Source organism: Maribacter luteocoastalis (assembly GCF_048890225.1).
In the GTDB taxonomy this organism is placed as follows: Bacteria; Bacteroidota; Bacteroidia; order Flavobacteriales; family Flavobacteriaceae; genus Maribacter; species Maribacter luteocoastalis.
On record NZ_JBMFZG010000002.1, the window covers coordinates 431,408 to 457,330 of the forward strand.

The following is a 25,923-nucleotide window of genomic DNA, read 5'->3' on the forward strand; positions in this document are numbered from 1 at the left end:
GTCTAGATTACTACTTAATTTCTGGACATACAAATTTATATACTAATCCTGCAATTACGGCCCCTATTATTGGGGCAATCCAAAATAACCACAGTTGTTCTATAGCCCAATCACCCACAAATAAAGCTTGACTAGTGCTACGTGCAGGATTTACAGAAGTATTTGTTACCGGTATGCTGATCAAATGGATCAGGGTTAAGCACAAACCTATCGTTAAACCAGCAAATCCTCTGGGAGCTTTGATATTGGTAGAACCAAGAATAACAAATAGAAAGAGAAAGGTTAAAACTATTTCTATTACGAAAGCGGAAACTATACCGTAGCCACCAGGTGAATGTTCCCCAAAACCATTAGCTGCAAAATTTCCTAGTTCAAAATTTGGGTTTCCTGTGGCTATAATATACAGTATTGCTGCACCAACAATGGCACCCATCAATTGGGCAATAATATAAAGTAGAACGTACTTTCCCTCAAATCGTCCACCTATCCAAAGGCCTATTGAAACTGCTGGGTTAAGATGGCACCCAGAAATATGACCAATGGCATAGGCCATGGTAATTACGGTTAGACCAAATGCAAGGGAAACACCAACAAATCCAATTCCCAATTCAGGAAAACCTGCTGCTAAAACGGCACTGCCACAACCACCAAGTACTAGCCAGAGTGTGCCAATAAATTCTGCAACTAATTTTTTCATAATTATGTTTTTAGGTTATAATCATATTAGAAACGATACTATAGCATAAGTCACAATAAATTTCTCATTTAGCGTTGGGTTTACTAAAAAAAGTCATTTATTTTAAATACTTCTTAATATAAACCTTGTAATTGTTGGCAATCTTTAACTAATCTTTTAATTTTTCCATATAAAGGATGAGGTATTAACTTATTTGATAATTTTAAACAAGCTATAAATTAGAAGGGCAAAACAGAGTGTTTGCTTCAGTAAAATCAATAAGATGGACAAAAGACAGTTTTTAGGACAAGTAGGCAAGGCGGCCTTGGTTACCCCGTTTTTACCGTATACCTTTTCAGCTCAGGATACCACGATTGATAAACTATATACAGAATCTACCGATGATGATTTTTGGTTACGAATACGAGAGGACTATCTATTGAAACCAGATTATATCAATCTCGAAAATGGGTATTATAATTTTATTCCAGTGCCCACAATGAACAAATATGTTGATCATTTAAAAATGGTTAATTATGAAGCATCCTATTATATGAGGACCGTGCAATGGGAGAACAAGGCAAAAGTTAGGGACCGCCTTTCCCTTTTAGTTGGTAGCAGCCCGGAAGAACTCATTATTACTCGAAATACCACAGAATCACTTGATTTAATAATCGGGGGCTATCCTTGGCAAAAGGGTGATGAGGCCATCTATGCCACACAGGATTATGGAGCAATGAAGGATCATTTTGAATTAATGGTAAAAAGGTACGGGATTATAACCAAAGTTGTGGATGTCCCTAATCATCCAAAATCCGATGAAGAAATCGTTACTCTATATGAAAACGCGATTACATCTAAAACCAAATTAATGATGGTATGCCATATGGTGAACATTACGGGTCATATTCTTCCTATTCGTAAAATTTGCGATATGGCACATGAACACGGAGTGGAAGTCATGGTTGATGGTGCACACTGTGTTGGTCATATCGATGTGAATATAGCGGAACTTGGATGTGATTATTATGGTAGTAGCCTCCATAAGTGGCTAAGTGCACCCTTGGGCAGCGGCATGTTGTTTGTAGCAAAACCACACATTGCCAAAATTTGGCCGCTTTTTGCTGATTATAGCGATGACATATCTGAAATAAAGCGTCTTAACCATACAGGCACTTTGCCTGTACATACCGATTTGGCCATAAACGATGCCATTGATTATTTGGAAAACATCGGCCTAAAACGAAAAGAAGAAAGGCTCCGTTATTTGCAACGGTATTGGAGCGATTCTGTTAGGGATGTGGAACACATCGTAGTGAATACACCTAAGGAACAGCACCGCAGCTGTGGTATTGCCAATGTGGGCATAGCACACATGAAACCGGCGGACTTGGCCAAAAGCTTATTGGACGAATTCAACATATTTACCGTGGCGATCGATTATGCAAATGTTAAGGGCTGTAGGATTACCCCAAATGTTTATACCACCACCAAAGAACTCAATGCATTCGTTGTTGCATTGAAGACATTGGCGAAGAGAGTTTAGTTTATTTCGGTCGTATCTTTTTTAATCCAAATAAAGGATGAAGCAAGGGAATTTTTAGTATTAAAAAATGATAGATCAACCAACTAAGCCCAAAGGTTCCTAAAATAAGAAGGGTGGCCTTTGGAAATATGCCCCAGGAAATATCCATAAGATAATATGCCAAAATAACCGTAATGGTTTGGTGTAGAATGTAAAAAGGATAAACCGCCCTATTGAAATAGGAAAGAGAATTATTTTTACGGTTTAAGTATTTTGCAGCATAACCAAAAAGCACCAAAATCCATGACCAGATATTTAAGACCTTAAGTAAGGCTTCGGTAAAATGAACCACATACCCGTCCTCTAGAAATACCCAAATAAAAATTTGACTAAAGAATGTGAACATACCTAATGCCATCGCCTTCGATTTTATTTTGTCCACACTTTTCCAAAATACAATACCCGTGGAAATTAATATAAAACCATAGAAAAATAGCACCAGGCTGAAACTAAAATTAAACCAGTCGTCTATTAAAGCATGGGTGATATCAAAAAAAGGTTCCATAAACGCTTCCAATAAGTAAAGCGGAATTACAAACCAATATAGTCCAAAAGGTTTGCTAATGAATTTTTTGATCCCGTTGAGGAAACCGATTTCGTTTTTTCTTAAATATATAAATATGGGTCCTGATAAAAGGGAAAAAATTAATAGATAAGGAAGGAACCAAAGGTGGTGCCAACTAAGATTACCTTCAGGATAAATACCGTCATAGGGTACGGACAAAAAATATTTCCAGTAAGAACCAGTGAATTGGTTGTTTGCCAAGCGTTCAAAATAAACCTGTGGAGGTACAATGAATAGCATTCCAAAAACGAGAGGAATTCCCAAGCGCTTAAAACGTTCCCAACTGAACTGCCTAAGACTTCTCTTGGAGAACGCATAATAAGTACCCATACCGGATATTACAAAAAGAATGGGAAGTCTCCATTGGTTTAAAAAAAGCATGGGCCATTTTAACCATTCATAAGTATGGTTGTTCTTTATGTGCCATCCCCAAGGGACAAAAAACATACCTACATGATAAAAAATGAGTAATGCAAATACAATAATACGTAACCAATCCAAATCGTACCTTCTTAGGGCTTTCTCCATGATTTTTATTTTTGAGACAAATATCAACCCCCTTGTTTATCGTACAAATTTTCAACTCCCTATTCCTGTCCTGAATTACAATTTTGGAGAAAAAGATTTAATAAAGGCAGAAGGAGAAGTATTTGTATGCTTTTTAAAAGCATTATAAAAAGCAGACTTAGATTTAAATCCTGCCATGGTTCCAATGGCCTCAATGGTAACGTTGGAGAATTTTGGATCAACCAATTTTACTTTAGAAAAGGCTATTCTTTTTTGATTTATAAAATCATTAAAATTAGAATGATTTCCCTGATTGATTATTTTTGAAATTTGATTTGGATGTGTGTTTAACATCGATGCTAAATCTTTTAAAGATGCTTTCTGCTCTAGGAAGTAGTTATTTTCATTTATATAGGATTCAATGACCTCGAGGTTTAAATCTGATTTGGTTAAACCTAATGTTTCGTATTTATCGGCAATCCATGATTTTTCAAAAAATTGGGATTCTGCAAGTAAAACATAAGTGGTGAGAAATGCTAGGAAGCCGTGAAAAATGGCCAAGTAATGGTCGCCGCTATCATCATCAAAGGAGTAGAAAACCAGAAAAATAATAAACAATAACAGGGAAAGAGCAGCTACTGTGTTTCTAGTAAAAATATACTTTTTGGAAATGCTATTTGTCCCGATACTTAGTAACCTTGATTTTTCTTTCCAGACAAGATTCAAGGATAAAATTACATAAAGTAGAAAACTGAAAAGCACTAACCAATCAAAAGTATCCTTGATATAGTGATAACTGTAATCAAAAGATTCTCTAACTTTTGCAATTGGTAAATCTGAGTAGTATGCTCCTAAATAAGCGTTGTATTTGACCGATAGGGGTGCCAAATAAAATGGGATTTGCGAGAGTAAATAACCAGTAGGAATAACAAAATGCCACCAATGTTTTCCTAATACCATATTTTGTCTCTTTAAGAAAACATAAATAGAGAAATAGATAGTGGGCCCCAATAAGAGCACCAAAGATTCTGTAGAATCATTAAGAAACAACACATTTTTAATTAAACCGGTATAGCAAAGGTATACATCCAAGAAAACTAGAGCTGAAGCCAACATGGTAACAGCAAACCATGTTATTCCCTGATTTTTTTTGGACCTTATAAGAAGAACAAACCCTAGAAAAAAACTTTGTACCACACCTAAAAACATGAGGGTAGAAATGAAATTATGTCTTAAAGGAATATTTTCTATAAGTTTATCTAAATGGTCCAATGTTAATTTTTTTCTAAATAGTCCACCAATTTTTGAGGTCCTTCCAGCAAAACCTTCACCACTTTTAAAGTGCCATCCAAAGTGGTGTCTATGTGCCATTTTATCAAAGATATTTGTCCGTTTTCAATTTCTATACCTGTAATACTTCTAGGGTGGACGCAACTGCCATCATTAAAGAAGGGAATATCTCCAGGTTCCGGAAAACGTGGTCTGTGGGTATGGCCTACAATGGTTATAAGTAACTTATTATTAAGAATCCATCTTTTTATTCTACGTTCAATTTTTATAAGCTCCTTATAGTTTTTGGCGGGACTGGTCGGGTCTGCAATACCCCACACTTGTAGGGGTTTCCAAAGTACCCTCACCAAAAAACGGCCCCAGCGCCAAAAGGTATAGTTCCACCAATCTGCTTGGTGGCCATGGGTTAAAAAAATTTCTTGTTGGGTTTTGGAATGTTTAAGGATGATGGCTTCATTATAGGTAAGGTCCTCAAAAAGTTCCTTATCAGTATTGTCAATAGGTTCAAAATAGCTGGATAAATGTTTGTCTACATAAGCCTTGTCTTTATAGACCATATCATGGTTGCCCCAAATCATATGCAGTCTTTTGTCTAAATGAAACTTTCTTAGAAGTTGGTAAACATTTTTATGGGCTTCAAAAATAGATTCGAAATGAAGGTTTTCCCAAAGTTCATCGCCATCACCCAATTCAAAATATTGATAACCCTCATTGTAGTAATGACTTAAAGCATGAAAGTATATGTTTCTGTTATTGGCAAAATCATCGGCAAAACTGTTATCTCCCCTGTGACAATCGCTAAATAATATAAATTTAGAGGTGTCATCAAAAGAAATGGTCTTGGCATTTTGGTAGGCCCTAGAAAGTCTTTTAGAAGAGGACATTAAATATGTTTGCATAAATATCCGAAAAAGAGGCTAATCCAGAACATAATCTTTTAACAAAAAACTACACTAGCTTTTGTAATTTTACAGATAATTGGGAGACTAAAAGAAGTATGTTAAAAGGAAACCACAAACTAAGGCCATTAAAGCATCTAATAAGTTTTGATAAACTATTATCAAAATATGATGTATTGAGTAAAGGGGATGACCAAGTTGCAGCCAGGGCCAAGGAGGTTTTAAAGGCACAAGAACCTTATCCAGAACTTAGGGAAGGTTTTTGGGATACCTCTTTGTTGGCGAAATATAAAGATGTTATTGATCTTGTCTTACAAGATAGCTTTTCTCCTATTCTTAGTGAAAATGAAATTAAGGTGGCGTCTTTCCCTTATTTTGATTTTTTCTTTGCATCTTCTAAACGATTTCAACAGATAGTCAAGGATGCTGGCGAAGGTTTTGAACCTCAAATTCGAAACCAGGAAGAAGGGGTGGATTATATCATGGGCTGTACAGTTATTCTTAAGTACCACTATGGTTTCAATTTAGATTTTAGCAGGCCTTATTTTTATGATATTCCTGATGCGAACGGGGTAATGCGCCATTATCGAATTTTATATAATGCAGACTTTATTGAAATTTTACCTACAGAAAATTCGAAAAAAATCACACAGGAAGATGTTGATGAACTTCTAGAGAATCCCAATGATTTAAATCTTTGGATGGATAAAATTCCACCAGACAGTTTTATATCCAAAGGTTTTGTTATATCCAATATGTTCGATGTTACGGTTGAACACTCCATATCTGAAATTAAATCTGAATTGATTGCCAGTGATAAAAGAGGCAGTGATAATTTCATGATAAATCTACAGGAGACGTTTAAATCGTTTTTTAGGTCACCAGGGATACAGGTTGGTTTTGTAACCTACAATGCCAAAAAAGACCAATTTGAACCTGTTTATGGCAAGGGGATGGGCAGTTTTATACTTAACGGAGAGGATGCTAAAATATGTAATAATGCCCTTTGTCAATATTCTTATGGTAAGCTCATTAAGGAAAGCACCTATTTTGCAATATCAGATGTCGATAAGAACTATGAAAAATCCGGTGGCATGGATCCTTATAAAGGATTAAAAGAACAAGGAATTAAAAGTGCTATCTTGGCCCCTATTGCTTTTGAAGGGGAACTACTTGGGGTATTGGAATTGGTCTCACCCAAAAAAAATGCATTGAACGGGGTTAATGCAAGAAAGTTAGATGATGTAATGCCGTTTATTGTGTCTGCCGTTGTTCGATCTAAGGTAGAGGAAGAGAACCTGATAGATGCTATTATCCAAAATGAATGTACGTCGGTACATTCTTCTGTTTATTGGAAATTTCAAGAAGAGGCCAAATATTTTATTAAAGATCAATTAGAGGGCAAACAACCTTTTTTTAAGGAAATTGTATTTAAGGACGTGTATCCCCTTTATGGACAGATAGACATTAAAGATTCGTCAAAGGCTCGTAATAAAGCGATACAACGTGACCTCATGATTCAGCTAGCGCGTATTAACGAGGTATTGAACAAAGCATTTGAAAAGAAACAGCTCCCTATTTATGAAGAGTTGATTTTTAGGGTAAACAATCACTTAGAAAGCATTAAAGAAATGCTTTACACGAATAGTGAACAAGCTATTTTTGATTTTGTAAAGGAAGAAATTATTCCGGTATTCTCACATTTAAAAAAGACTGAACCCGAAATAGCCCAACATGTTCTTGAATATGAATCTAAAATAGACATGGGTACGGAATCTTATTATGATCATAGGAAGAATTATGACGAGAGTGTTACCTTGATCAATAAAAAATTAGCTAGTGTAATTGATAGAAGGCAAGAGCAGGCACAAAATATGTATCCGCATTACTTTGAGCGCTATAAAACAGATGGTGTTGAACATAACATGTATATAGGTGAAAGTATTTCTGGAAAAGAGAATTTCAACACCCTATACTTAAATAATCTTAGGTTGTGGCAGTTGCAGGTAATGTGTGAAATGGAAAACACCCATTATGCGCTTAAACCAGAATTACCAGTGCCTTTAGATGCAACCTCACTGATCTTGGTGTACAACACATCACTTTCTATCAGGTTCCGAATGGATGAAAAACAGTTTGATGTTGATGGCACCTACAATGCCAGATATGAAATAATCAAAAAAAGAATAGATAAGTCCTATATAAAAGGAACCAATGAACGCTTGACACAAGCTGGTAAAATAGCTATTGTATATTCTCAAAAAAAGGACGAGCTTGAGTACTTAAGGTATATCAAATTCTTAAAATCCAAAGGGTGCTTTACCGACAATATAGAAATTGTAGAATTAGAAGGCTTGCAAGGCGTATCTGGCTTAAAGGCCATCAGGGCAGAAATAGTGTATAGAACAGACAAGGAATCTGAGAAAACCTTTACCTATGAGGACCTTATGGATACCTTAAAAAACTAATATTTCTGAGAGTAATTGGAGTTTTCTTTCTGGCCCATAATATTTGAACGCCACTGCAAATGCAATTACAGATAGGACCATTCCAATCATGAAAATTGTGTAGGTCCAGCGTAATAACTTATATTTTCTATTCAATACGAGTCCTAAGAAATAAAGATCCTTGGTTAGGGAGGAGTAAATATATTCTTTGTCCTTAACTAGTTCGTTAATGGCCCATTCATAATCTACCAAACTCATTTTATGAAAATTACCAAAGAAAAGTAGGTTTACCTTTTTTTGTTGTACATCTTCTTTAGTAAACTCTCCGCTTGTAACATTAGGTCTCGTAGCTAAAACGGCCAATACCATAGATACTATACTAAATACTACAAAAATAATGGTTGGATATATAAGATATGCGTTTGAAGGGTTATCTAACTTTGGTATTAAATTGGAAAGTGCCAAGGAGATAATAATGGCATTTACCGACAAAAGAATATTCGCTTTGGTATCTGCAATATCACTTAGTGTAATATGGTTCTTTAAAGTTACCCGGAACAAGGTTTGTATGCCACGATCGGGGCTTTCACTTTTATACTTAGCTTTTAAAGCTTCCTTTTTGGCAATTTCTTTTTCTGATTTTTTATCCTTTATAAGTTTTCTTAAATTTTTATCCTTGCCAGCTTGCCAGTTTTCAATAGCATAATCTGTATAAAACCGATGTTCTGTCCTAAACATTTTAATATTGGCATTTAACCATTCTTTATAGCTATAATCTGCGATTTCTAAAAGTTTAAGTTCCTCCCTTAGCAACTCTGAGGTTTCTAAATAACTTTTTTGCCCGAAGTGTGAGCTGTCCGCATCCCTAATGATTTTTTCATCGATGGTTTGTGGTTCAGCAAAACGTTCGGTGGCCATAATACATTTTAATACCTCAGTAATTAAATGGGGAGTATACCCTTCTTTTTTTAAAAACTCATTTGCGATCTGGCAACTATGTTCTTCATGATTGGTGCTACCCTTGGTATAACCTGTATCATGCAACCAAGCCGCCAATAAAATAGCCTCCTTTTCCTTGTCGGATAGCGTACACGAATTCAATAATTCTTTAGTACTTTTAACAACGCGTTGTGTGTGTCTTAGGTTGTGGTATAAATACCTGGAGTCTAGATTATTTGATAATAGTTCTGCAACAAAATTTTCAGTTTTCTCTAGAATTTCCGACATATAATAGGGATTTGAATAATCCAAATTACAAAAATTTGAATACAGGAACATTTATATGAAAAAATATTACGCTTCTATTTTGTTAATACTACTGTTCACGGGATGTGCAACATACAGGACAAAATATGTAAATGAAAAGGATGCTAATGATATATCACTAGATGATGAAGTGTTGCATACATTTTATTTGGTGGGCGACGCAGGTCTTTCTCCTATTGGAGGAATGAATCCGGCTTTAAAAGCATTTAAATCAAGATTAGATAAGGCCAAAGAGAATAGTACAGCAATATTTTTGGGGGATAATATTTACCCAGCGGGTTTGCCGGACCCTAAAGATTCCACCATTGCCTATTTAGAAGCAAAGAGCCATTTAGATGCGCAAATTAAAACATTGGAGAGTTTTAAAGGCAAACCTATTTTTATTCCAGGAAACCATGATTGGTATACAGAGGGGCTGATTGGCTTGGAACGTGAGGAAAAATACATTCAGAGGCAATTAGACGATAAAAATGCATTTGTTCCACAAAACGGTTGCCCTATTGAAGTTATAGATGTTAATGAAAAAGTTGCAATTATAGTTTTAGATACAGAATGGTATTTAACAAATTGGGACAAAAGACCAGATATCAATGACAAATGTGATATAAAAAGCAGGACTAAATTCTTGTTGGAATTGGAAGATGCCATTAAGGACAACAGGGAAAAAACTACGATAATAGCCATGCACCACCCTATGACCAGTTATGGGCCACATGGCGGTCAATACTCAATAGAGAAACAATTCTATCCTAAGAAACTGCCTTTTCCAATCCCCATTCTAGGAACCTTTATTAATGTTTTGCGCAGAACCTCAGGGGCTTCTATAGAAGATCTGGGTAATAAGAGATATACTGATTTAAGAAAAAAGATAACCACCTTGGCCCAATTTTCAAATAAAGTGATATTTGCATCAGGGCATGAGCATACCTTACAATATATAGTTGAGAAAAATACCCCACAAATAGTTAGTGGTTCTGGTGCTAAAAAGGGGACAACAAGACTTTTAAATGGCTCGCGATTCTCTACAGGTAGAATGGGTTATGCCACTCTGGAAGTTTATGAAAATGGCGCATCTAGAGTGCGGTATTATGGTATTGATGAAAACGGTAGGGAAGAATTCCTATTTACATCAGCAGTCTTACCACCCGATGAAAAGGAAATAGAAAATAATTATCCTGTGAACTTTCCTCCTACGATCAAGGCTTCAGTATATAGCAAAGAACAAATAGAGAAGAGTAGTTTTTTTAAAACTATATGGGGGGATCGTTACCGTAAATACTATGGGACAGAAGTAACCGCGCCTGTAGTTATGCTAGATACACTTTATGGCGGTTTGACTCCAATAAAAAAAGGAGGTGGACATCAATCCAAATCGTTAAGATTAACCGATAATGATGGTAAAGAATACGTAATGCGGGCATTGCGTAAAAGTGCAGAGCTTTATTTGCAGTCTATGGCATTTCAAGACCAGTATGTTTTGGAAGATCTTAAAGATACGTACACCCAAGAGTTGTTGGAGGATTTTTATACGGGAGCACACCCTTATGCACCATTTACCATTGGTAAACTATCTGATGCTGTTGGGATTTATCATACCAACCCTACACTATATTATGTGCCAAAACAAAAGAAATTAGGAAGTTTCAATGAACTTTTTGGGGATGAATTATATATGATCGAAGAACATGCTGGGGATGGCCATGGTAACCTTGCGAGTTTTGGTTTTAGTAATGAGCTCAAAAGTACTGATGCTATGTTAGAGAATTTAAGGGATGACGAGAAGTATGAAGTTGATACAGATGCTTACCTGAAAGCAAGACTATTTGATATGGTTATTGGCGATTGGGATAGGCATGTTGATCAGTGGCGTTGGGCAGAATTTAAAGTGGGCAAGAAAATCATTTACAGACCGGTACCAAGGGATAGGGATCAAGTTTTTTCTAAAATGGGTGATGGCCTGTTAATGGGCATTGCCACACGAATTATCCCCGGACTTCGTTTAATGGAAGGTTTTAATGAGGAAATAAGAAGTGTTAAGGGTTTTAATTCCTCCCCTAAAACCTATGTATTGGATCTTGCATTATTTTCTGAAACGACTAAGGAAGAGTGGATTGAACAAGCTAAATTCTTACAAGAAAATTTAACACCAGAGGCTATCGATGAAGCATTTACAATGTTCCCTGAAGAAGTACGTGACGAAACCGTTATGGAACTAAAGCAAACTCTACTTTCAAGATTAAACAAGATTGATGAAACAGCGACTACCTATTATGATATATTGAACAAATATGCCGTAGTAGTAGGCACCGATAAAGATGATTGGTTCGAAGTAAATAGGCTAAATGATAATCAAATCGAAGTAAAGGCGTATCGTATTATAGATGGAAAAAAGAAACGGAAGTTTTATGATAAGGTTTTTCAAAAAACCACCACCAAAGAGATATGGGTGTACGGTCTTGATGATGACGATATTTTTGAGGTTAACAATGAAAAGAACATAGGTGGTATTAAAGTACGCTTAATAGGAGGCCAGAACAATGATGTTTACGAGGTTGAAAATGGAAAGGGAATTGTAATTTATGAATACAAGGGCAAGCCCAATACTTTAAAGAAAACCAATGGGGCCAGAGTAAAACTAACCGATGCTTATGAGGTAAATACCTATCGCCCTTTAAACATTAGGAGTAGTAATAACCAGTTAATACCCACTGTTGGTTTTAATCCAGATGATGGTTTTAAAATTGGTGTTTTAAATACCTATACATATAATGGGTTTCGTCAAAATCCATTTAGCCAACAACATACATTTAATGCTTCTTATTATTTTGCTACAGGTGGGGCGGAGTTGGGATACGCTGGGGAATTTGCACATATTTTTGAGAAATGGAACCTAGAAGTCAAAGCAAGGTTTACTACACCTAATTTTGCTGTCAACTTCTTTGGTTATGGTAACAATACTATTAATAATGATGATGATGATTTGGACTTTAATAGGGTGAGGATTCAAAATTTTGAATTTTCCCCTTCATTGGTTATCAGGGGGCAATTGGGTTCTAAAGTGAAATTAGGGGTATCCTATGAATCCATAGAAGTAGAGGAGACCCAGAACAGATTTATTAATACGTTTTACCAGAATAATGGCGAAGAAACACAAAATACTTTTATTGGTGTACATGGAGGATATTCTTTTGAAAACTATGATAGCCAAAGTTTTCCAACTATGGGAATGTCAACTTCTATAGAAGCTGGGTTTAAGGATAATTTAGGAGAAGAAGGAGGTAATTATGGCTATGTTATTCCAAGTATTTCTTTTGATTATAAATTAGTGCCAAGTGGAAGATTGGTTCTTGCTACAAAATGGAAGGGGCATTTTAATATTGGCAATGGTTATGAGTTTTATCAAGGGGCAAGTATTGGCGGTGTGGACGGTTTAAGAGGATTTCGAAACCAACGTTTCACTGGCAAAACTGCCTATTATCAAAATACAGATATAAGATATAGCCTACGGAGGATGCGAACTAGGATATTACCTACTTCTTTAGGTTTGTTTGCAGGCTATGACTATGGCAGGGTTTGGTTTCCTGGAATAGCATCTAACCAATGGCATACCTCATATGGCGGTGGATTTTTCCTAAATGCCTCAGATATTCTAGCGGTTAATTTAGCATTGTTTCACAGTGAAGATGGTGCTCGGTTTAGCTTTGGGCTAGGATTTGGATTCTGAAACACTAAGGTTTAAGAGTATACCTATACAGATTTTGTCCCGTACCATGGGAGCGTTCATCAGATAATAGGAGGGTAGTATCGTTTAAAAAACAGACAGATTCTAATTGTGTTCTGGTTTCCAGATCTATTTCTACAATTTTGCCTTTTGAAAAATCGTCCCAGCCAAATTCGGTAAAAACAAAAAGTTTGCCATAACTAAGTGCGACAATTTTATCACCATTTGGTGAAATGTCTACACCAGTTATTTGGCAGGTCTTCCAATCAGAACACAGGTTTATTTTGCCTACCAAGGTAGCGTTGTAGGTTCCTGGTTTGTCAGGAACACTATAGATGTATGCATCACCAGTGAAGGGGTTGCTTCTGTTTTTTGTAATAATAAAAAGTTTGTTCTTATGGTGGAATAAGGCCTCGGCATCGTATAATAATGCATCGTCTTTAGGTGGAAATTCTTTTTGTTCGGGATAATTGAATTCTATCTTTTTGGCATCAATTTTATCCCCGGGCTCTATCTCGGGATTCGGAATTTTGTAAATGGTAAGGTTCTTTCGTTCATTCTGGTTATTACCAATATCAGCTATATATACATTGCCTAATGAATCTTTGGCCAAATCCTCCCAATCATCATTATCCCCATTTTTTACTTTTAAAGTCTTAAGAATTTCACCTGTAAAATCAACCTTATAAATTTCATCTTTATTACCATTGTCCTCAATGACCCAAACAGTAGAATCTTTAAATGAAATAATCCCTGAGTTTTCATCAAGTTTGTTTGGAAGGTCAGTTATTACTTTAAGTTGCCCATAATTTGAGCAGGAAATAGTTGTACAAAGTATTACTACAAGACACGTTCTTATCATTTAAATGAATTTAAGTGGAAGATTTGGAACAGTCCTTTAACTACAGAAATAATTAACTCTATTGGTTCAATGCAATTGCCTTATCCTCTATCATTTGTACCTTGAGGTTTAGTAGGTCGCCAATTTTTCTTCCCTGTCCTACACCAACTTCAACTGCTGCACGATAATGTATTCCGCCATACATTCTACTTATAGCAGCCTCATCAGCAGCCGCATTGAAAGAATTAAACGACCTCATTGGAAGTCCGTAGGGAAGCTCTGTATCATCTTCAAATACAAAATCATCGCCAAATATATCGGTCAAAGCCGTACTGGCAGCGCCGGAGACTACACTATGTCCACTTGTATATTCTGGAAAAGGTGGTGTTTGTAAAATGGGTTGCCAATTTTCATCGATATGTTGATTGATCAATGTTTCTGGACGAATTAGGTTGCTCCTATATTTTTCGTCCCAGCAACTAATGAAAGCATCTGCAATGGCCATTGAAGTTTTAGTGTAGGCATAAACCGTCTTACTAAAATCTGCTTCTGTGTTTCTACAAGCAATTTTAGTAATACCGATCCAGTGTGCACCTGGTGTGATTTTTTTTGTGGCAAACATCAAATGGCCCCTAGTAACAGAAACATATGGGTTGCAATCCCAGAATTTTGCAATTTGTACTTCTTCAGACTCATCACCATCCGCCGTAATTTTGTTACTAATATCATAGACTTCTTTAAGCTCTTTGTAAAAAGCAGAATTCTCTTCCATGGAAAATGGTGGTGGTGGTACTGGCTTAAATTGCGCAGCAGAATCAAGGAAAAATGGTCTTATTTTATTCCAATGAGGTTCAATACCATCCATGTAGGCAGGTGGCGTTGGTTGCCATCTTGCAGCGTCATCAGTATCAACCGTAAATTTGGGCATGGTACGTGTTTGGCTATAATTATCCTTGTTCATCCATTTCTTTATATGGTCTGCTACTTTTAGTCCATAGGTTTTTGAGGCTTCAAATTCTATTTCATTAGTGGTTTTCCATTTATTAAAAAGACTGTCTTGAAGAACATTGAACTTATCTTCAGAGAAGATAAGTTGTTTACTAATGTTCATATGGGCAATCATTGCTGCCAATTCTGGATTTATATTTTGGATGGTATCCATGGCAGGTATGGGAGTTAAATCATTTACCTGTCCTGTAAGTGTTTTATACTCTGGATTTACCTGTGCCATTATCTCATATGCTGCAATATTAGGATAAGCAAATATTCTACTGGCAACAGGAGGTGAAAAGATATCATGAATCATAATCTCCACAACCTTATCTATTGAGTTATGTAAATCTTCTGGACTTATATGGATAGGCTCATTTCTTTCTGGCTTTTCTTGGGTACAAGAAATTGAAATTAATAAAAGCATGAGTGCGGAAACTTTCCTGAACATAACTTATCTGTTTTTCTTTTTTACGATGAAATATTTCTAAAAATGTACGTAAAATTACACTTAATTTATTTTTAACAGCACAATTTACGAATTCTTTATACCTATGAACAACATGGCATTCAACAGATAGGATATTAGTGGTATAAGTATTAGATGAGAAAAATGGATATTTCTATTCTTCAGAAAGTGAAACTAAATATGATTGTTCATCATTGGCCAGTACCAAATACTTGTTAGTTGAAATCTCGATGATTTGTCTGGCATTGATACCTGCTGGTAGCGGAAGTCTATTTTTAGCAATGAGTACTTTTTTGTCATCTATCTTTAAAATACCACCTGTATTGCCGGTACTGGGACCCAATTCGTTGGTGTAACCAGAATAATTGCCAACATAGAGTACATTTTTGCCGATTACTTCGAAGTCTTCAATGCTGCTCATTTGAGCCTGCTTAGGTAAGGGAATAGCTTTCATATTTTTTCCGGGATTTAGATAGGCCATTGAACGAAGCTCTTTTACTTCTCTTGCTTCAAGGATTTCTTTTTCCTTTTTACCCGTGAGATCCTCAATACCATTAATTTTCGAAAACTTGGTATAGCTTAAAAACTTCTTTTTTAAATATGGTAGTTGTTCGGACAATTTGTCTTTAGTGGCGAAAGGCACATATTTACCAAAGAAATCATAGAATATAATAGGGTCGGGCTGTCCGTTATCATCAAAATCATCAATGAATAATTTCATTGGATGCTCTGCACTGGCCTTTATCTTAAAGTTCAATCCAACGTTGCCCGCTAAGAGATCAGGTTGGCCATTGTTGTCCAGATCCGTTACAGCTACGGTATTCCACATTCCTTTTGTGTTTTCCAGCCCCATTTTTTCCGTCTCGTTCAATAATTGTGAATTTCCTTGGTTAATGAGTACCGTAATGGGCATCCAATCACCCACAATTACTAAATCCAATAAGCCATCGGCATTTAAATCTGCCCATTCGCTGTCCGTTACCATACCTATCCTTTCCTGTTGCAAAACCCTGAATTTTCCCGTGCCATCATTTTTTAGGATATAGCTCAGTGGTGAGAGTCCATAGCCTCCGGGAATAGAACGATTGCCAATAAACAGGTCTGCATAGCCATCACCGTCAAAATCGGCCGCAGAAACGCTACCTCCATTGGTTTTTATCAAAGGGATGTCCAAGCGTTCAAATGTACCAGTACCATCATTGATATAGATACGGTCTTCCAAATTGGGATTTCCTTCGACCATTTCATTGCCCCCGCTCATTACATAGAGATCGAGATCGCCATCATTTTCAATATCGAACGCCGTGACATCGACATCCTCAAAAATGGCATCCCTCTTTAGGTTCGTATTTTTGTCTTCAGAAAAAGTACCATCGCTGTTTCCAAAGTAAAGGGATGGAGATTGGTATTTGGCCCCACCTATAAAGAGATCATCAAAACCATCGCCATTGAAATCCACTTTTGCCAAAGCAGGGCCTTCATTGGATAATTTTTCTGGGATAAGGCGCTCACGCTCATAATCTATATAGTTGTTTTCTAAATGCACAAAATTGAAAAATTCATAGTTTTCCTCTTGGGATATTTCCTTTTTCGGATTATCAGTTAGGTTCGGTTTTCTGGTAATCATATGTTCCTGATTGATGCTCAATCCAGTTTCTGATTGTACCTTGCCATCCAACCAATGAATTTGAATAGAATCTATGTTTTTGCTATTGCCCAATCCAAAATGTAGCCTATGAGTGGAAGATGACTGAAAGCCCTTTACGGTGGTAAGTTCTTTCACATAGTGATTCTCATCGGAATACACTATGATTTTTGCTCCATGGGGATTGTTGTACGCTTCATTCCCTTTCAATTTAAAGGCTACATAACTTTTACCCTCATCCCGTTTACTTTCATTTTCTAGAAGACTCGCCTTTTCATTAATATTGTTCACAATTAGGTCAAGGTCGCCATCGTTGTCCAAATCCGAATATGCGGCACCATTTGAATAAGATGGACTAAGACCCGAAGTTTCCGAGAGACGTTCAAAGGTTAAGTTACCTGTATTCTTAAAAATGACATTGGGAATATTGACAGTTGGTATCGCCGCAATGAGCTTGGATTCTATTTCATTTTGTTCTTCACGCTGGTATTTCGAGAAGTCTATATTGCTCAAATAATTTATGTAATCCAAGTCATTAGGTCTTTTATAGATACCGTTTGTTATAAAGATGTCATTATGACCGTTATTGTCAAAATCCTGTACCAAAGGGGACCAGCTCCAATCTGTAGCATGGGTATTTGTCATAAGGGTAACATCGACAAAATGGCCTTGACCCGTATTCAATTGAAATGTATTTCTTGCATATTGGTCCTCAAAACCGAAACCTTTTTTTATTAAATTAACCTTGTCAGAGTCTTCACCGCCAGATCTCATAAAGATTTGTGCATCAAAGGGCATCATATCGAGCGAAAAGACATCGGGAAGCAAATCGTTGTTTATATCGGCTATATCAACACCCATGGTAAAACGTGAGGTATGGTTGAAATACTCGGCTACGGATTCTTTAAACGTTTTATCGCCTTGATTTATATAGAGATAGTCGTTCTCATGAAAATCGTTCCCCACATAAACATCTAATAGTCCGTCATTATTGATATCGGAAACACTTATTGCTAAACCGTATCCCAGGGCACTACTATAAATGCCACTGGCATCGGTTACATCTACAAAAAAAGAAGTTCCTTCATTCAGCTTGTTTTCATAGAATCGATCACCGGACAAAGGGTCTTTTTCTTGGCGTAGGGAAATATTTCCATAGCTTCTAGGGGTATGAACGGAATGGTTTAATAGATACATATCCTGATCTCCGTCATTATCATAGTCGAAAAAAGCAGCTTGAGTAGAAAAACCGGAAAAATTTAGTCCATATTCTTTGGATACCTCTTTAAAGGTAGCATCGCCGTTATTAAGATAAAGTACATTGTGGGATTTGAGACTCTTATAATCACCTACTTTACAGACATAGATATCCAAAAGCCCGTCGTTGTTGATATCCGTCATGGTTGCCCCTGTAGACCAACTTGCATCCATGACTAGGCCAGCTTCCTCAGAAATATCCTTGAATTTTAAATTTCCTAGATTCAAATACAGTCGGTCCGGTTTCTGGTTTGCCGTTAGGTAGATGTCTTCCAGTCCGTCATTGTTGATGTCACCCACGGCTACCCCGCCACCGTTATAATAGTACAAGTATTCGATAATATTTAACTCTCCCGAATCTGTGAGGTCGTTCGAAAAATGGATACCACTACTATCTGATGGCACTTTCTTAAAATAAATAGAAGCCTTTTCCTTAGCAGATTTATTATTTGGCTCCTTGGTGCATCCTACAAATGCGAGCGCAGCCGCTATTATTAGTAAATGTCTCATCAATTGAATTTAAATACGGCTATGGAGTCGCGATTTCGGCTTACGAATAACTTTTGGTCGATAATGCCCATATCCCGAATTTCGCCTTTGACTTTAAAACCCTTACCATTTTTAGCAGGTTCAAATTGTAATCCTCCTTTATTTTCCAAAAACACACCGTAAGAGGCGTCATAACGTCCTACCTCTGGTTTTACATTATATAGGTTTCCCCCGAGTAGAATATCCTGATCACCGTCCCCGTCAAAATCATTGGCGGCAATGGCATAGGTAATTGAAAATTGTGCCGTGATGGGAAGCGGCATAACTTCAAATGTAAAGTTTCCTTTGTTTACCAGTATAACAGATTCAAGGATGTTGGCTTCCAATTTTTTAGCATTTTTTAGGGCTTCTTCTGAAAAAATATCTTCGACCGAAGCATTTTTAAAAGATTGATAATCAGGGTATTTTTTAGTGATTGCCTTTATTTGTTCGATTAAGTCGTGTCTAAGTGCATAGGGATAGTCTTGGCCATCTTCAGCTCTAAATGTTAAAATGGGATCAATAAACCCGTTACCGTCAAAGTCAGCAGAGTATAAGCTGATCGGTCGATTTTTACTAGCCTTAAACCTACTGTTCAAACCATGGTTGCCAACGACGAAGTCCATGTCCCCATCCCCGTCTAAATCGCTTGGCACAATGGTATTCCACCATCCTTTCAACTCCTTTAAGGTATTGTCTTCATTACGAATAAATTTCCCTGATTCGTTGGTCAATATTTCAATACCCATAAATTCACCAACAATGATCAAGTCCTTGTCTCCATCCTCATCAAGGTCTTGAAACGTTGCCGATGTGATCATGCCTATACTTTGTAAATCCTTTGCTGCTATATTGGTGATGTCCGCAAAGTTACCTTTACCATCATTTTGAAGAAGAAACCCAGAGCAGGCCATGCCGTATTTGAGCGGCACCATGCGTTCGCCTACGAACAAATCTTCATCGCCATCGTTATCAATATCAGAAGCAACAACAGTTGAAGAGCTGTGGAAAGTTTTGCTGACGGGAAGTTTTTGATTGGATAGCTCAAAATTCCCTTTGCCGTCGTTCAAATAAAGTCGGTCAAGAAACTCTGCGGAATACTGTGAATATTCTATGCCACCACTACACACGTACAAGTCGAGGTCCTTGTCACCGTCCGCATCAAAAAACACGCTTTGCATGTCTTCGGAATTTTTGTTCTGGTCAAAGTCCGTTGTCTTTTTTAGATCGAATCCCTTATCGGTATTAATAAATAAACTTGGCAGGTTCCCTTTGGAACCACCAATGAATAGGTCTTCCTTGCCATCCCCATTTACATCACCAAAAGCCATTTTAGGACCTTCCGTACTCACCATAAGGTTGAGCAAACGGTCCCTGTCAAAATCAACGAAACGGTTTTCTTGATGGACGAATTCTAAAAGTCCATCCGCTTTTTGGAATATTTGGATCTCAGAACCTGATTTATCCAATGCTTCATTTTCAGCATCTTTTTCATATAGAACAAGGGTCTGGTTTACTTTAATATCATTTAACTTGGTTTTTTTGCCAGATGGCCAGGTTATCATAACCGAAACATTTTGATTGTTGGGCAATCCAATATTAGGTCTAATATCCATGCTGGATTGAAATCCCCTTACAGGTTGATTTTCTACTGTGATATTGTAGGGGAGCACCTCAATTTTAGAGCCTACGGCGAGGGTGTTTTTGCCTTCGCCCCGTAAATCAAACTTTAGATAGTAGGAACTCTTGGAATCCATCGTGGTGTTTTCATAGACAAAGGATTCCATGTTCAGGTTGTTGACTACCAAATCCAAGTCGCCATCGTTATCCAAATCACCGTAAGCGGAGCCATTTGAAAAACTCTCCACAAGCAAGCCGGAATCCTCATATTTTATAAATTCTAAATTACCCAGATTTTTATAGGCATGATTTTGAACTTTATTGGAAGGGATTAGATCGATGAGTTTGGCATAGTTTACCGAATCTGTCGAAATCATGGATTTGAGAATTTCGGTGTTCGATATGTACGAGAGATAGTCCTGGTCCGTTAAATCTTGATAGACCCCGTTTGCGATAAAAAGGTCTTTCAGCCCATCGTGATCCATATCGAATATCAGGGCTCCCCAGCTCCAATCGGATGCTTCTACACCACTTAATCTGCCAATTTCACTAAAGGTATTGTCCGCATTATTAAGTTGAAAGGTGTTTCTGGTAAACTGATGATAATATCCGCTATTTAAGTTTAGCTGGTATTTGTTCCAATCTTCGAAGGTGGTTACGGTTTTTAACCTTTCATATTCAGATGGAAGCATTTCTGTAACGAAAATGTCATTATAGCCATCATTATTTATATCCGCCATGTCCGCACCCATGGAAGCAATACTTGTTGCCGTAATTTGATTTTCAAGCGATTCCGTAAAGGTGCCATCTTGGTTATTGATGTATAGATAATCACGTTCGAAAAAATCATTTGATACGTAAATGTCCTCCCAACCGTCGTTATTCACATCGCCTACGGTAACCCCAAGTCCAAAGCCTATGACGCTGCCATAGATACCGGCCTTTTCGCTAATATCAATGAACTTTCCATCTACATTTTCCATGAGTTTGTCACCACCAAGGATATCACGTTTATTTCGTTCGTTCTTTTTTAGGTCAAAACCTCCAATGGCCTTGTATGAATTATTGAGAATGTAAACGTCCAAATCTCCATCTTTATCAAAATCAAAAAACGATGCGTGTGTTGAAAAACCTTTATCGTCCAAATTGTAGTCGGCCGCCATTTCTTGGAACGTCCCATCCTGTTGATTAATGAAAAGTTCGTTCTGTTTGTTTTCACCATTCAGGTCACCAGAATTACAAACATAAATATCTAGGTAACCATCGGCATTGATGTCTACCATACTTACACCTGTTGACCATGGTCTTGTACCATCAACATTGGCTTTTTTCGTTATATCCTCAAACTGAAAGTTGCCTTTGTTTAGATAAAGTCTGTTCTCTTTTTGGTTAGCTATGAAGTAGATATCCGGCAAACTGTCATTGTTGATATCACCAATGGCAACGCCACCACCATTATAATAGTTGCGATATCTATAGACGTTGAATTCCTGGTCATACTTTAAATCGTTTACAAAATCGATTCCTGTACTTTGTGGGGAACGCAACTTGAAAACCTTTTCAGTGTCGTTTTCAGCGGGAGCACTATTTTTGTCTTTACAAGCGTATAGGAACAATTGCAAAAATGATATGGCTGCTATTCTCCAAATTGTTTTAGTCAACATCGTTCTTTTTCTTACCATCCAAAACATATCTAAGGTCATCTATTTTTGCCTTTAAAATGCGGTCGTCATCTATTGGCCTTATTACTATTCTGCGGTTTCCATCAACTTTTACCAAGAGATGGGTACTATCCTTTTCAAGAGGAACTTTAATGAAATCATTTCCTGGGTACCACTTTTTCAAGGTATCCATGACAACCGGCACTAATTTATCTGTTTGTAATTTCTTGTTCCATATGGACCATGCACTGTAAAAGAATTCCAAATCCATACCTGTCATAATCTTATCATCATTGAAATCTCCAAAGAAAAGCAAAGTGATTTCAGATTTCAAAGGTGCGTCTGCACTTAAAGGTAATTTATATTTTACGGTTTTATTACCCGGTCCATTGGAGACCAATCCTTGCTGGTTCAACTGCCAACAAGCGCTTAAAAACTCCATTCTATGTTGACCGAATTTCATATCAAAAAGTAGGGAGTCATGGATTATGCCTGTCGACATTTCCCGTTCAATAAGTTTAGAATATTCTGAACCTGAGGAACAACTTAAGATAAGTAAACATATAAAGGGAATACCTATTCTAGTGATTATTTTTGAATTCATAAAAAAGAACTTCTTCATTATTTTTTGTAACCGTTAATATCTTTTTTCCTTCTAAATTTATCCATTTTAAAGCGCGTATTTGCCCATCGATAAACAACGGAATTACTTTTTCGCTGTCATTTAGAGTACTATTAGGTCCAAAGATAGCCCATCCTTTTGACGCATCATATCTCCCGAACTGGGGTTTTACCATAAATTGATTTCCTCCAAGAAAAATATCTAGATGGCCATCACCATTTATGTCTTCTATGGCAATAGAGTATATGGGTGCATACTGTATTTCTTCTGGAAGTTTCTTGGCCGTGAACGTACCATTTTCATTGCTAAAAATGACACTCTCTATCATGTCAAGTTCTGCCACATAGCTATTTTCAAGTTGTTCCTCCGAGAAAATCATGGTCATGTCAGCTTGGGCGTAATCTTTATAGTATAGAAATTTCTTTTTGAGTGCAGGCACCTGCGAAATTAACTCATCCTTATCTGCAATGGGATAATACTTACCATGCCTTTCCTTACAGATCAGCTGTTCTTGAAAACCATTACCATCAAAATCGGCAATGAACACTTTCATGTTTTCTTCATAGAAGGCATTGCGGCCAATATTGCCTGCTATGATATCTATATCGCCGTCTCCATCAATGTCCCTAGTTTCAAACGTTTGCCAGAGGCCCGAACTCTCAGAAAATCCAAATTTGGAACTTTGGTCTTCAAGAGCTCCCTTAATGTTAATAAAAATTTTAATAGGCATCCATTCACCAGAGATAATTAGGTCGTCCCATCCATCGGAATTTATATCTACCCATTGGGCATCGGTAATCATACCAAGGTCTTTAAGGTATGGATTTTCTTGGGGGGTAAAATTTCCATTGCCATCGTTTTCAAGTATATAACCTGATACTGGTATGCCATATACGTTCGTTTTATAGCGTTCTCCAACAAATAGATCTATATCTCCATCTTTATCAAAATCCGAAACTGTAACTGCCGAGGAGCTAAACGTTGAACCAAATGTTGGTGATATGTTGGATTTCTCAAAGGTAGCACCTGTGTTGATATAGTACGCGTCATTGAGTGCTATGGAATAGGGGGAAAAGGCTTTGCCTCCATGGCATACATATAAATCAAAATCGCCATCACCGTCACCATCAAAGAAAACGGCATCAGTATCTTCAGAACCGGTATCGTTTTTAAAAGGGGTTTCGTTTTCTACATACCCGTTTTCATGTGATAAAAAAAGTTTACCTGATTGGTTTTTGGCCCCTCCGATAAAGAAATCTGGTTTACCATCCCCATTTATGTCGGCTGTGGCAAATGCTGGGCCCTCATTACTACTCATATGGGGCAATAACCTTTCGTTGTCGAAATCTATGTAGCGATTTTCTGTATGCTTAAAACTAAACAATGGTTCAATTTTATTGAGGAGGTAAGGATACTTGTCTGATTTTATTAAGGATTCAGAAGCTATGGAATCATTCTTTGGCTGGTCAAATCTATATTTTTGATTTGTTTTTAGATCAGTATGCATGCTAACGGTTCCGTTAGGCCAGGTAATGATCAAGGAGTCAATTTTTGAAAGGTTGCCAACTCCAAAATGGAGACCATAAGGCACGCTGCTTTGAAACCCTCTTGATACAAAGTTCTCTCCATACCTTATTATTTTTTTATCTGATTTTATAATTGCCTTGGCACCTATTGCCCTTAATTTTCCTTCAAAAAGTGTGATTTGTATACTTCTGTGGTCTAAGGTATCTGTTTTGTTTTCATAGACAAAAGATGGCATATTTACATTATTCACTACCAAATCAAGATCACCATCATTGTCCAAGTCGCCAAAGGCACTTCCGTTACTGAAACTGGGAGTACTTAAACCCCAATCTTCAGCAACGTTTTCAAAGTTGAAGTTACCTTTGTTATGAAAAACGGAATTGGGGACTGCTTGGGAGGGCATGGCGTCTATAAGCGAGGTAATGACATTTTTTTCTTGTTTGGCAATTCTGTTTCGTATTTTCTCTTCATTGGCATCATAAGCCAGGTAGTCACGGTCCAAAAGGTCTTTATAAATTCCATTGCTGATAAAAATATCCTTTAAGCCGTCATTGTCCATATCGAAAATGAGAGCTCCCCAACTCCATTCAGTACCTGATACGTTAGCTTGTCTACTAACTTCAAGAAACGAATTATTACCAAGATTTCTCTGAAGGGAATTTCGGGCATATTGATTAAAATATCCTTGTTTTGCAGCAAGTTGTTGTTTGTCCCAAGATTCGAATAGGGTTTTTGTTTTTTTTCGCTCTTCAGTGGCTGGAAGCATTTCCATAACTATTAGGTCTGAAAGCATATCGTTGTCCAAATCCGCTAAATCTGCGCCCATGGAACCCATAGATATAGATTCAAAGTAATTTTCCAAATTTTCAGTAAAACCACCTTGGGTATTGTTAATATAGAGATAGTCCCGCTCAAAGAAATCATTTGAAATAAAAATATCCGTCCAATTGTCGTTATTGAAATCACCAAGGGTTATCCCAAGACCAAAGCCAATTTTACTGGAGAATATGCCAACCTCATTGGTGACATCAATAAATTTACCATCATCGTTACGTAGAAATTTATTGCCGTTTTCATCTGGAATTTGCCGTAGGTCTTTTTTTAAGTCAAAACCGCCAATGGAACGGAGGGAGTTGTTTAGTATATAGACATCTAAGTCCCCGTCCTTGTCATAATCGAAAAAGGCGGAATGTACTGTGAGCCCTTCAATATCCAGGCCATAGTCTTTGGAAGATTCTGTAAAGGTGAGGTCTCCATTGTTTATAAAAAGTTCATTGTGTCTATTGGTGCCTTCCGGTTTTCCGGCCTTACATACATAAAGGTCCAATAGACCGTCATTGTTTATATCTGCAAAAGTGGCTCCAGTAGACCAAACATTAGGACAAGCCACACCCGCTTTAAGGGTAATATCTTCAAATTCCCAATTGCCCTTATTTAGAAACAGCCTATTGTCCACCATGTTGCCTGTAAAATATATGTCCACTAGGCCATCATTGTTTATATCTCCCAGTGCAACTCCTCCACCATTATAAAAATTACGATATAGATAAGGATTGAACTGTTCATTATAAACTAATTTATTTTCAAATAACACACCAGTAGTGCTGTCTTTCAAGATATATAGTGGAGAAGATGTATTTTTAGCCTTTTTTTTACAGCTTGAAGGTAGCCCAGTGAATATAAGGATGATACACAGTAGTAGTAAGTTAATAGATTTAATCTTCATACTTTGAAACAGTCAATTCTCGAGCAAATGTTGCGCAGGGCAAAGTTATAGATCTTATTAAAAAAGGGCTGCTCCTTCGAA

Annotated in this window: 14 protein-coding genes; 3 read left to right on the forward strand and 11 right to left on the reverse strand. The window is 37.0% G+C overall.

Features of this window, described 5'->3' with window-relative positions; translation table 11 throughout:
- Positions 1-10: 10 nt before the first annotated feature.
- Positions 11-697, reverse strand: a complete 687-nt coding sequence (gene aqpZ, locus ACOCEA_RS06510) for an aquaporin Z (protein ID WP_420755403.1) — start codon at positions 695-697, stop codon at positions 11-13.
- Between the two features lie 262 nt (positions 698-959).
- Here aqpZ and ACOCEA_RS06515 point away from each other — a divergent pair, with 262 nt between their 5' ends.
- The gene (locus ACOCEA_RS06515; RefSeq protein WP_420755404.1) at positions 960-2,222 is read left to right on the forward strand and encodes an aminotransferase class V-fold PLP-dependent enzyme; all 1,263 of its coding nucleotides are present in this window, start codon (positions 960-962) and stop codon (positions 2,220-2,222) included.
- A 1-nt stretch (position 2,223) separates the two neighbouring features.
- Here ACOCEA_RS06515 and ACOCEA_RS06520 read toward each other — a convergent pair whose 3' ends face one another.
- The 3 genes from ACOCEA_RS06520 to ACOCEA_RS06530 all read right to left on the reverse strand — a co-directional run bounded on the left by ACOCEA_RS06520 (position 2,224) and on the right by ACOCEA_RS06530 (position 5,507).
- Positions 2,224-3,354, reverse strand: coding sequence for an acyltransferase family protein (locus ACOCEA_RS06520; protein WP_420755405.1), 1,131 nt, complete (start codon positions 3,352-3,354; stop codon positions 2,224-2,226).
- Positions 3,355-3,429: 75 nt separating this feature from the next.
- Positions 3,430-4,704: a helix-turn-helix domain-containing protein gene (locus tag ACOCEA_RS06525; protein WP_420755406.1), complete on the reverse strand. Its 1,275-nt coding sequence runs from the start codon at positions 4,702-4,704 to the stop codon at positions 3,430-3,432.
- Positions 4,608-5,507, reverse strand: coding sequence for a metallophosphoesterase (locus tag ACOCEA_RS06530; protein ID WP_420755538.1), 900 nt, complete (start codon positions 5,505-5,507; stop codon positions 4,608-4,610). The genes ACOCEA_RS06525 and ACOCEA_RS06530 overlap by 97 nt, the downstream gene beginning before the upstream one ends.
- Before the next feature lie 113 nt (positions 5,508-5,620).
- On the opposite strand from ACOCEA_RS06530, the gene ACOCEA_RS06535 reads away from it, so the two are divergent.
- Positions 5,621-7,990, forward strand: coding sequence for a GAF domain-containing protein (locus tag ACOCEA_RS06535; RefSeq protein ID WP_420755407.1), 2,370 nt, complete (start codon positions 5,621-5,623; stop codon positions 7,988-7,990).
- Here the strand turns inward: ACOCEA_RS06535 and ACOCEA_RS06540 are convergent.
- Entirely contained in the window at positions 7,979-9,196 is a 1,218-nt protein-coding gene (locus ACOCEA_RS06540) for a Pycsar system effector family protein (protein WP_420755408.1), read from the reverse strand. The genes ACOCEA_RS06535 and ACOCEA_RS06540 overlap by 12 nt on opposite strands.
- Before the next feature lie 55 nt (positions 9,197-9,251).
- Between ACOCEA_RS06540 and ACOCEA_RS06545 the strand changes: the two genes are divergently transcribed.
- On the forward strand, positions 9,252-12,959 hold the full coding sequence (locus tag ACOCEA_RS06545) for a metallophosphoesterase (RefSeq protein WP_420755409.1): 3,708 nt from the start codon (positions 9,252-9,254) through the stop codon (positions 12,957-12,959).
- A 4-nt stretch (positions 12,960-12,963) separates the two neighbouring features.
- Here ACOCEA_RS06545 and ACOCEA_RS06550 read toward each other — a convergent pair whose 3' ends face one another.
- From ACOCEA_RS06550 to ACOCEA_RS06575, 6 genes are all read right to left on the reverse strand, one after another.
- Positions 12,964-13,818, reverse strand: a complete 855-nt coding sequence (locus tag ACOCEA_RS06550; RefSeq protein ID WP_420755410.1) for an NHL repeat-containing protein — start codon at positions 13,816-13,818, stop codon at positions 12,964-12,966.
- A gap of 58 nt (positions 13,819-13,876) precedes the next feature.
- Positions 13,877-15,238, reverse strand: a complete 1,362-nt coding sequence (locus ACOCEA_RS06555; RefSeq protein WP_420755411.1) for a vanadium-dependent haloperoxidase — start codon at positions 15,236-15,238, stop codon at positions 13,877-13,879.
- Between the two features lie 172 nt (positions 15,239-15,410).
- Entirely contained in the window at positions 15,411-18,668 is a 3,258-nt protein-coding gene (locus tag ACOCEA_RS06560; protein ID WP_420755412.1) for a VCBS repeat-containing protein, read from the reverse strand.
- A complete protein-coding gene (locus ACOCEA_RS06565) occupies positions 18,668-21,970 on the reverse strand; it encodes a VCBS repeat-containing protein (RefSeq protein ID WP_420755413.1) in 3,303 nt (1,100 codons plus the stop codon). Before ACOCEA_RS06565 ends, ACOCEA_RS06560 begins: the two co-directional genes overlap by 1 nt.
- Entirely contained in the window at positions 21,960-22,589 is a 630-nt protein-coding gene (locus ACOCEA_RS06570; protein ID WP_420755414.1) for a hypothetical protein, read from the reverse strand. Before ACOCEA_RS06570 ends, ACOCEA_RS06565 begins: the two co-directional genes overlap by 11 nt.
- Positions 22,549-25,842 (reverse strand): VCBS repeat-containing protein, encoded by a 3,294-nt coding sequence (locus ACOCEA_RS06575; RefSeq protein WP_420755415.1) that lies wholly within the window; start codon positions 25,840-25,842, stop codon positions 22,549-22,551. The genes ACOCEA_RS06570 and ACOCEA_RS06575 overlap by 41 nt, the downstream gene beginning before the upstream one ends.
- Positions 25,843-25,923: the final 81 nt, after the last annotated feature.

What these genes read in the sequence shown, in the direction of transcription:
- aqpZ (WP_420755403.1), bottom strand. Translation starts at nt 697, where the DNA reads ATGAAAAAATTAGTTGCAGAATTTATTGGCACACTCTGGCTAGTACTT.
- ACOCEA_RS06515 (WP_420755404.1), top strand. Translation starts at nt 960, where the DNA reads ATGGACAAAAGACAGTTTTTAGGACAAGTAGGCAAGGCGGCCTTGGTT.
- ACOCEA_RS06520 (WP_420755405.1), bottom strand. Translation starts at nt 3,354, where the DNA reads ATGGAGAAAGCCCTAAGAAGGTACGATTTGGATTGGTTACGTATTATT.
- ACOCEA_RS06525 (WP_420755406.1), bottom strand. Translation starts at nt 4,704, where the DNA reads ATGGCACATAGACACCACTTTGGATGGCACTTTAAAAGTGGTGAAGGT.
- ACOCEA_RS06530 (WP_420755538.1), bottom strand. Translation starts at nt 5,507, where the DNA reads ATGTCCTCTTCTAAAAGACTTTCTAGGGCCTACCAAAATGCCAAGACC.
- ACOCEA_RS06535 (WP_420755407.1), top strand. Translation starts at nt 5,621, where the DNA reads ATGTTAAAAGGAAACCACAAACTAAGGCCATTAAAGCATCTAATAAGT.
- ACOCEA_RS06540 (WP_420755408.1), bottom strand. Translation starts at nt 9,196, where the DNA reads ATGTCGGAAATTCTAGAGAAAACTGAAAATTTTGTTGCAGAACTATTA.
- ACOCEA_RS06545 (WP_420755409.1), top strand. Translation starts at nt 9,252, where the DNA reads ATGAAAAAATATTACGCTTCTATTTTGTTAATACTACTGTTCACGGGA.
- ACOCEA_RS06550 (WP_420755410.1), bottom strand. Translation starts at nt 13,818, where the DNA reads ATGATAAGAACGTGTCTTGTAGTAATACTTTGTACAACTATTTCCTGC.
- ACOCEA_RS06555 (WP_420755411.1), bottom strand. Translation starts at nt 15,238, where the DNA reads ATGTTCAGGAAAGTTTCCGCACTCATGCTTTTATTAATTTCAATTTCT.
- ACOCEA_RS06560 (WP_420755412.1), bottom strand. Translation starts at nt 18,668, where the DNA reads ATGAGACATTTACTAATAATAGCGGCTGCGCTCGCATTTGTAGGATGC.
- ACOCEA_RS06565 (WP_420755413.1), bottom strand. Translation starts at nt 21,970, where the DNA reads ATGTTGACTAAAACAATTTGGAGAATAGCAGCCATATCATTTTTGCAA.
- ACOCEA_RS06570 (WP_420755414.1), bottom strand. Translation starts at nt 22,589, where the DNA reads ATGAAGAAGTTCTTTTTTATGAATTCAAAAATAATCACTAGAATAGGT.
- ACOCEA_RS06575 (WP_420755415.1), bottom strand. Translation starts at nt 25,842, where the DNA reads ATGAAGATTAAATCTATTAACTTACTACTACTGTGTATCATCCTTATA.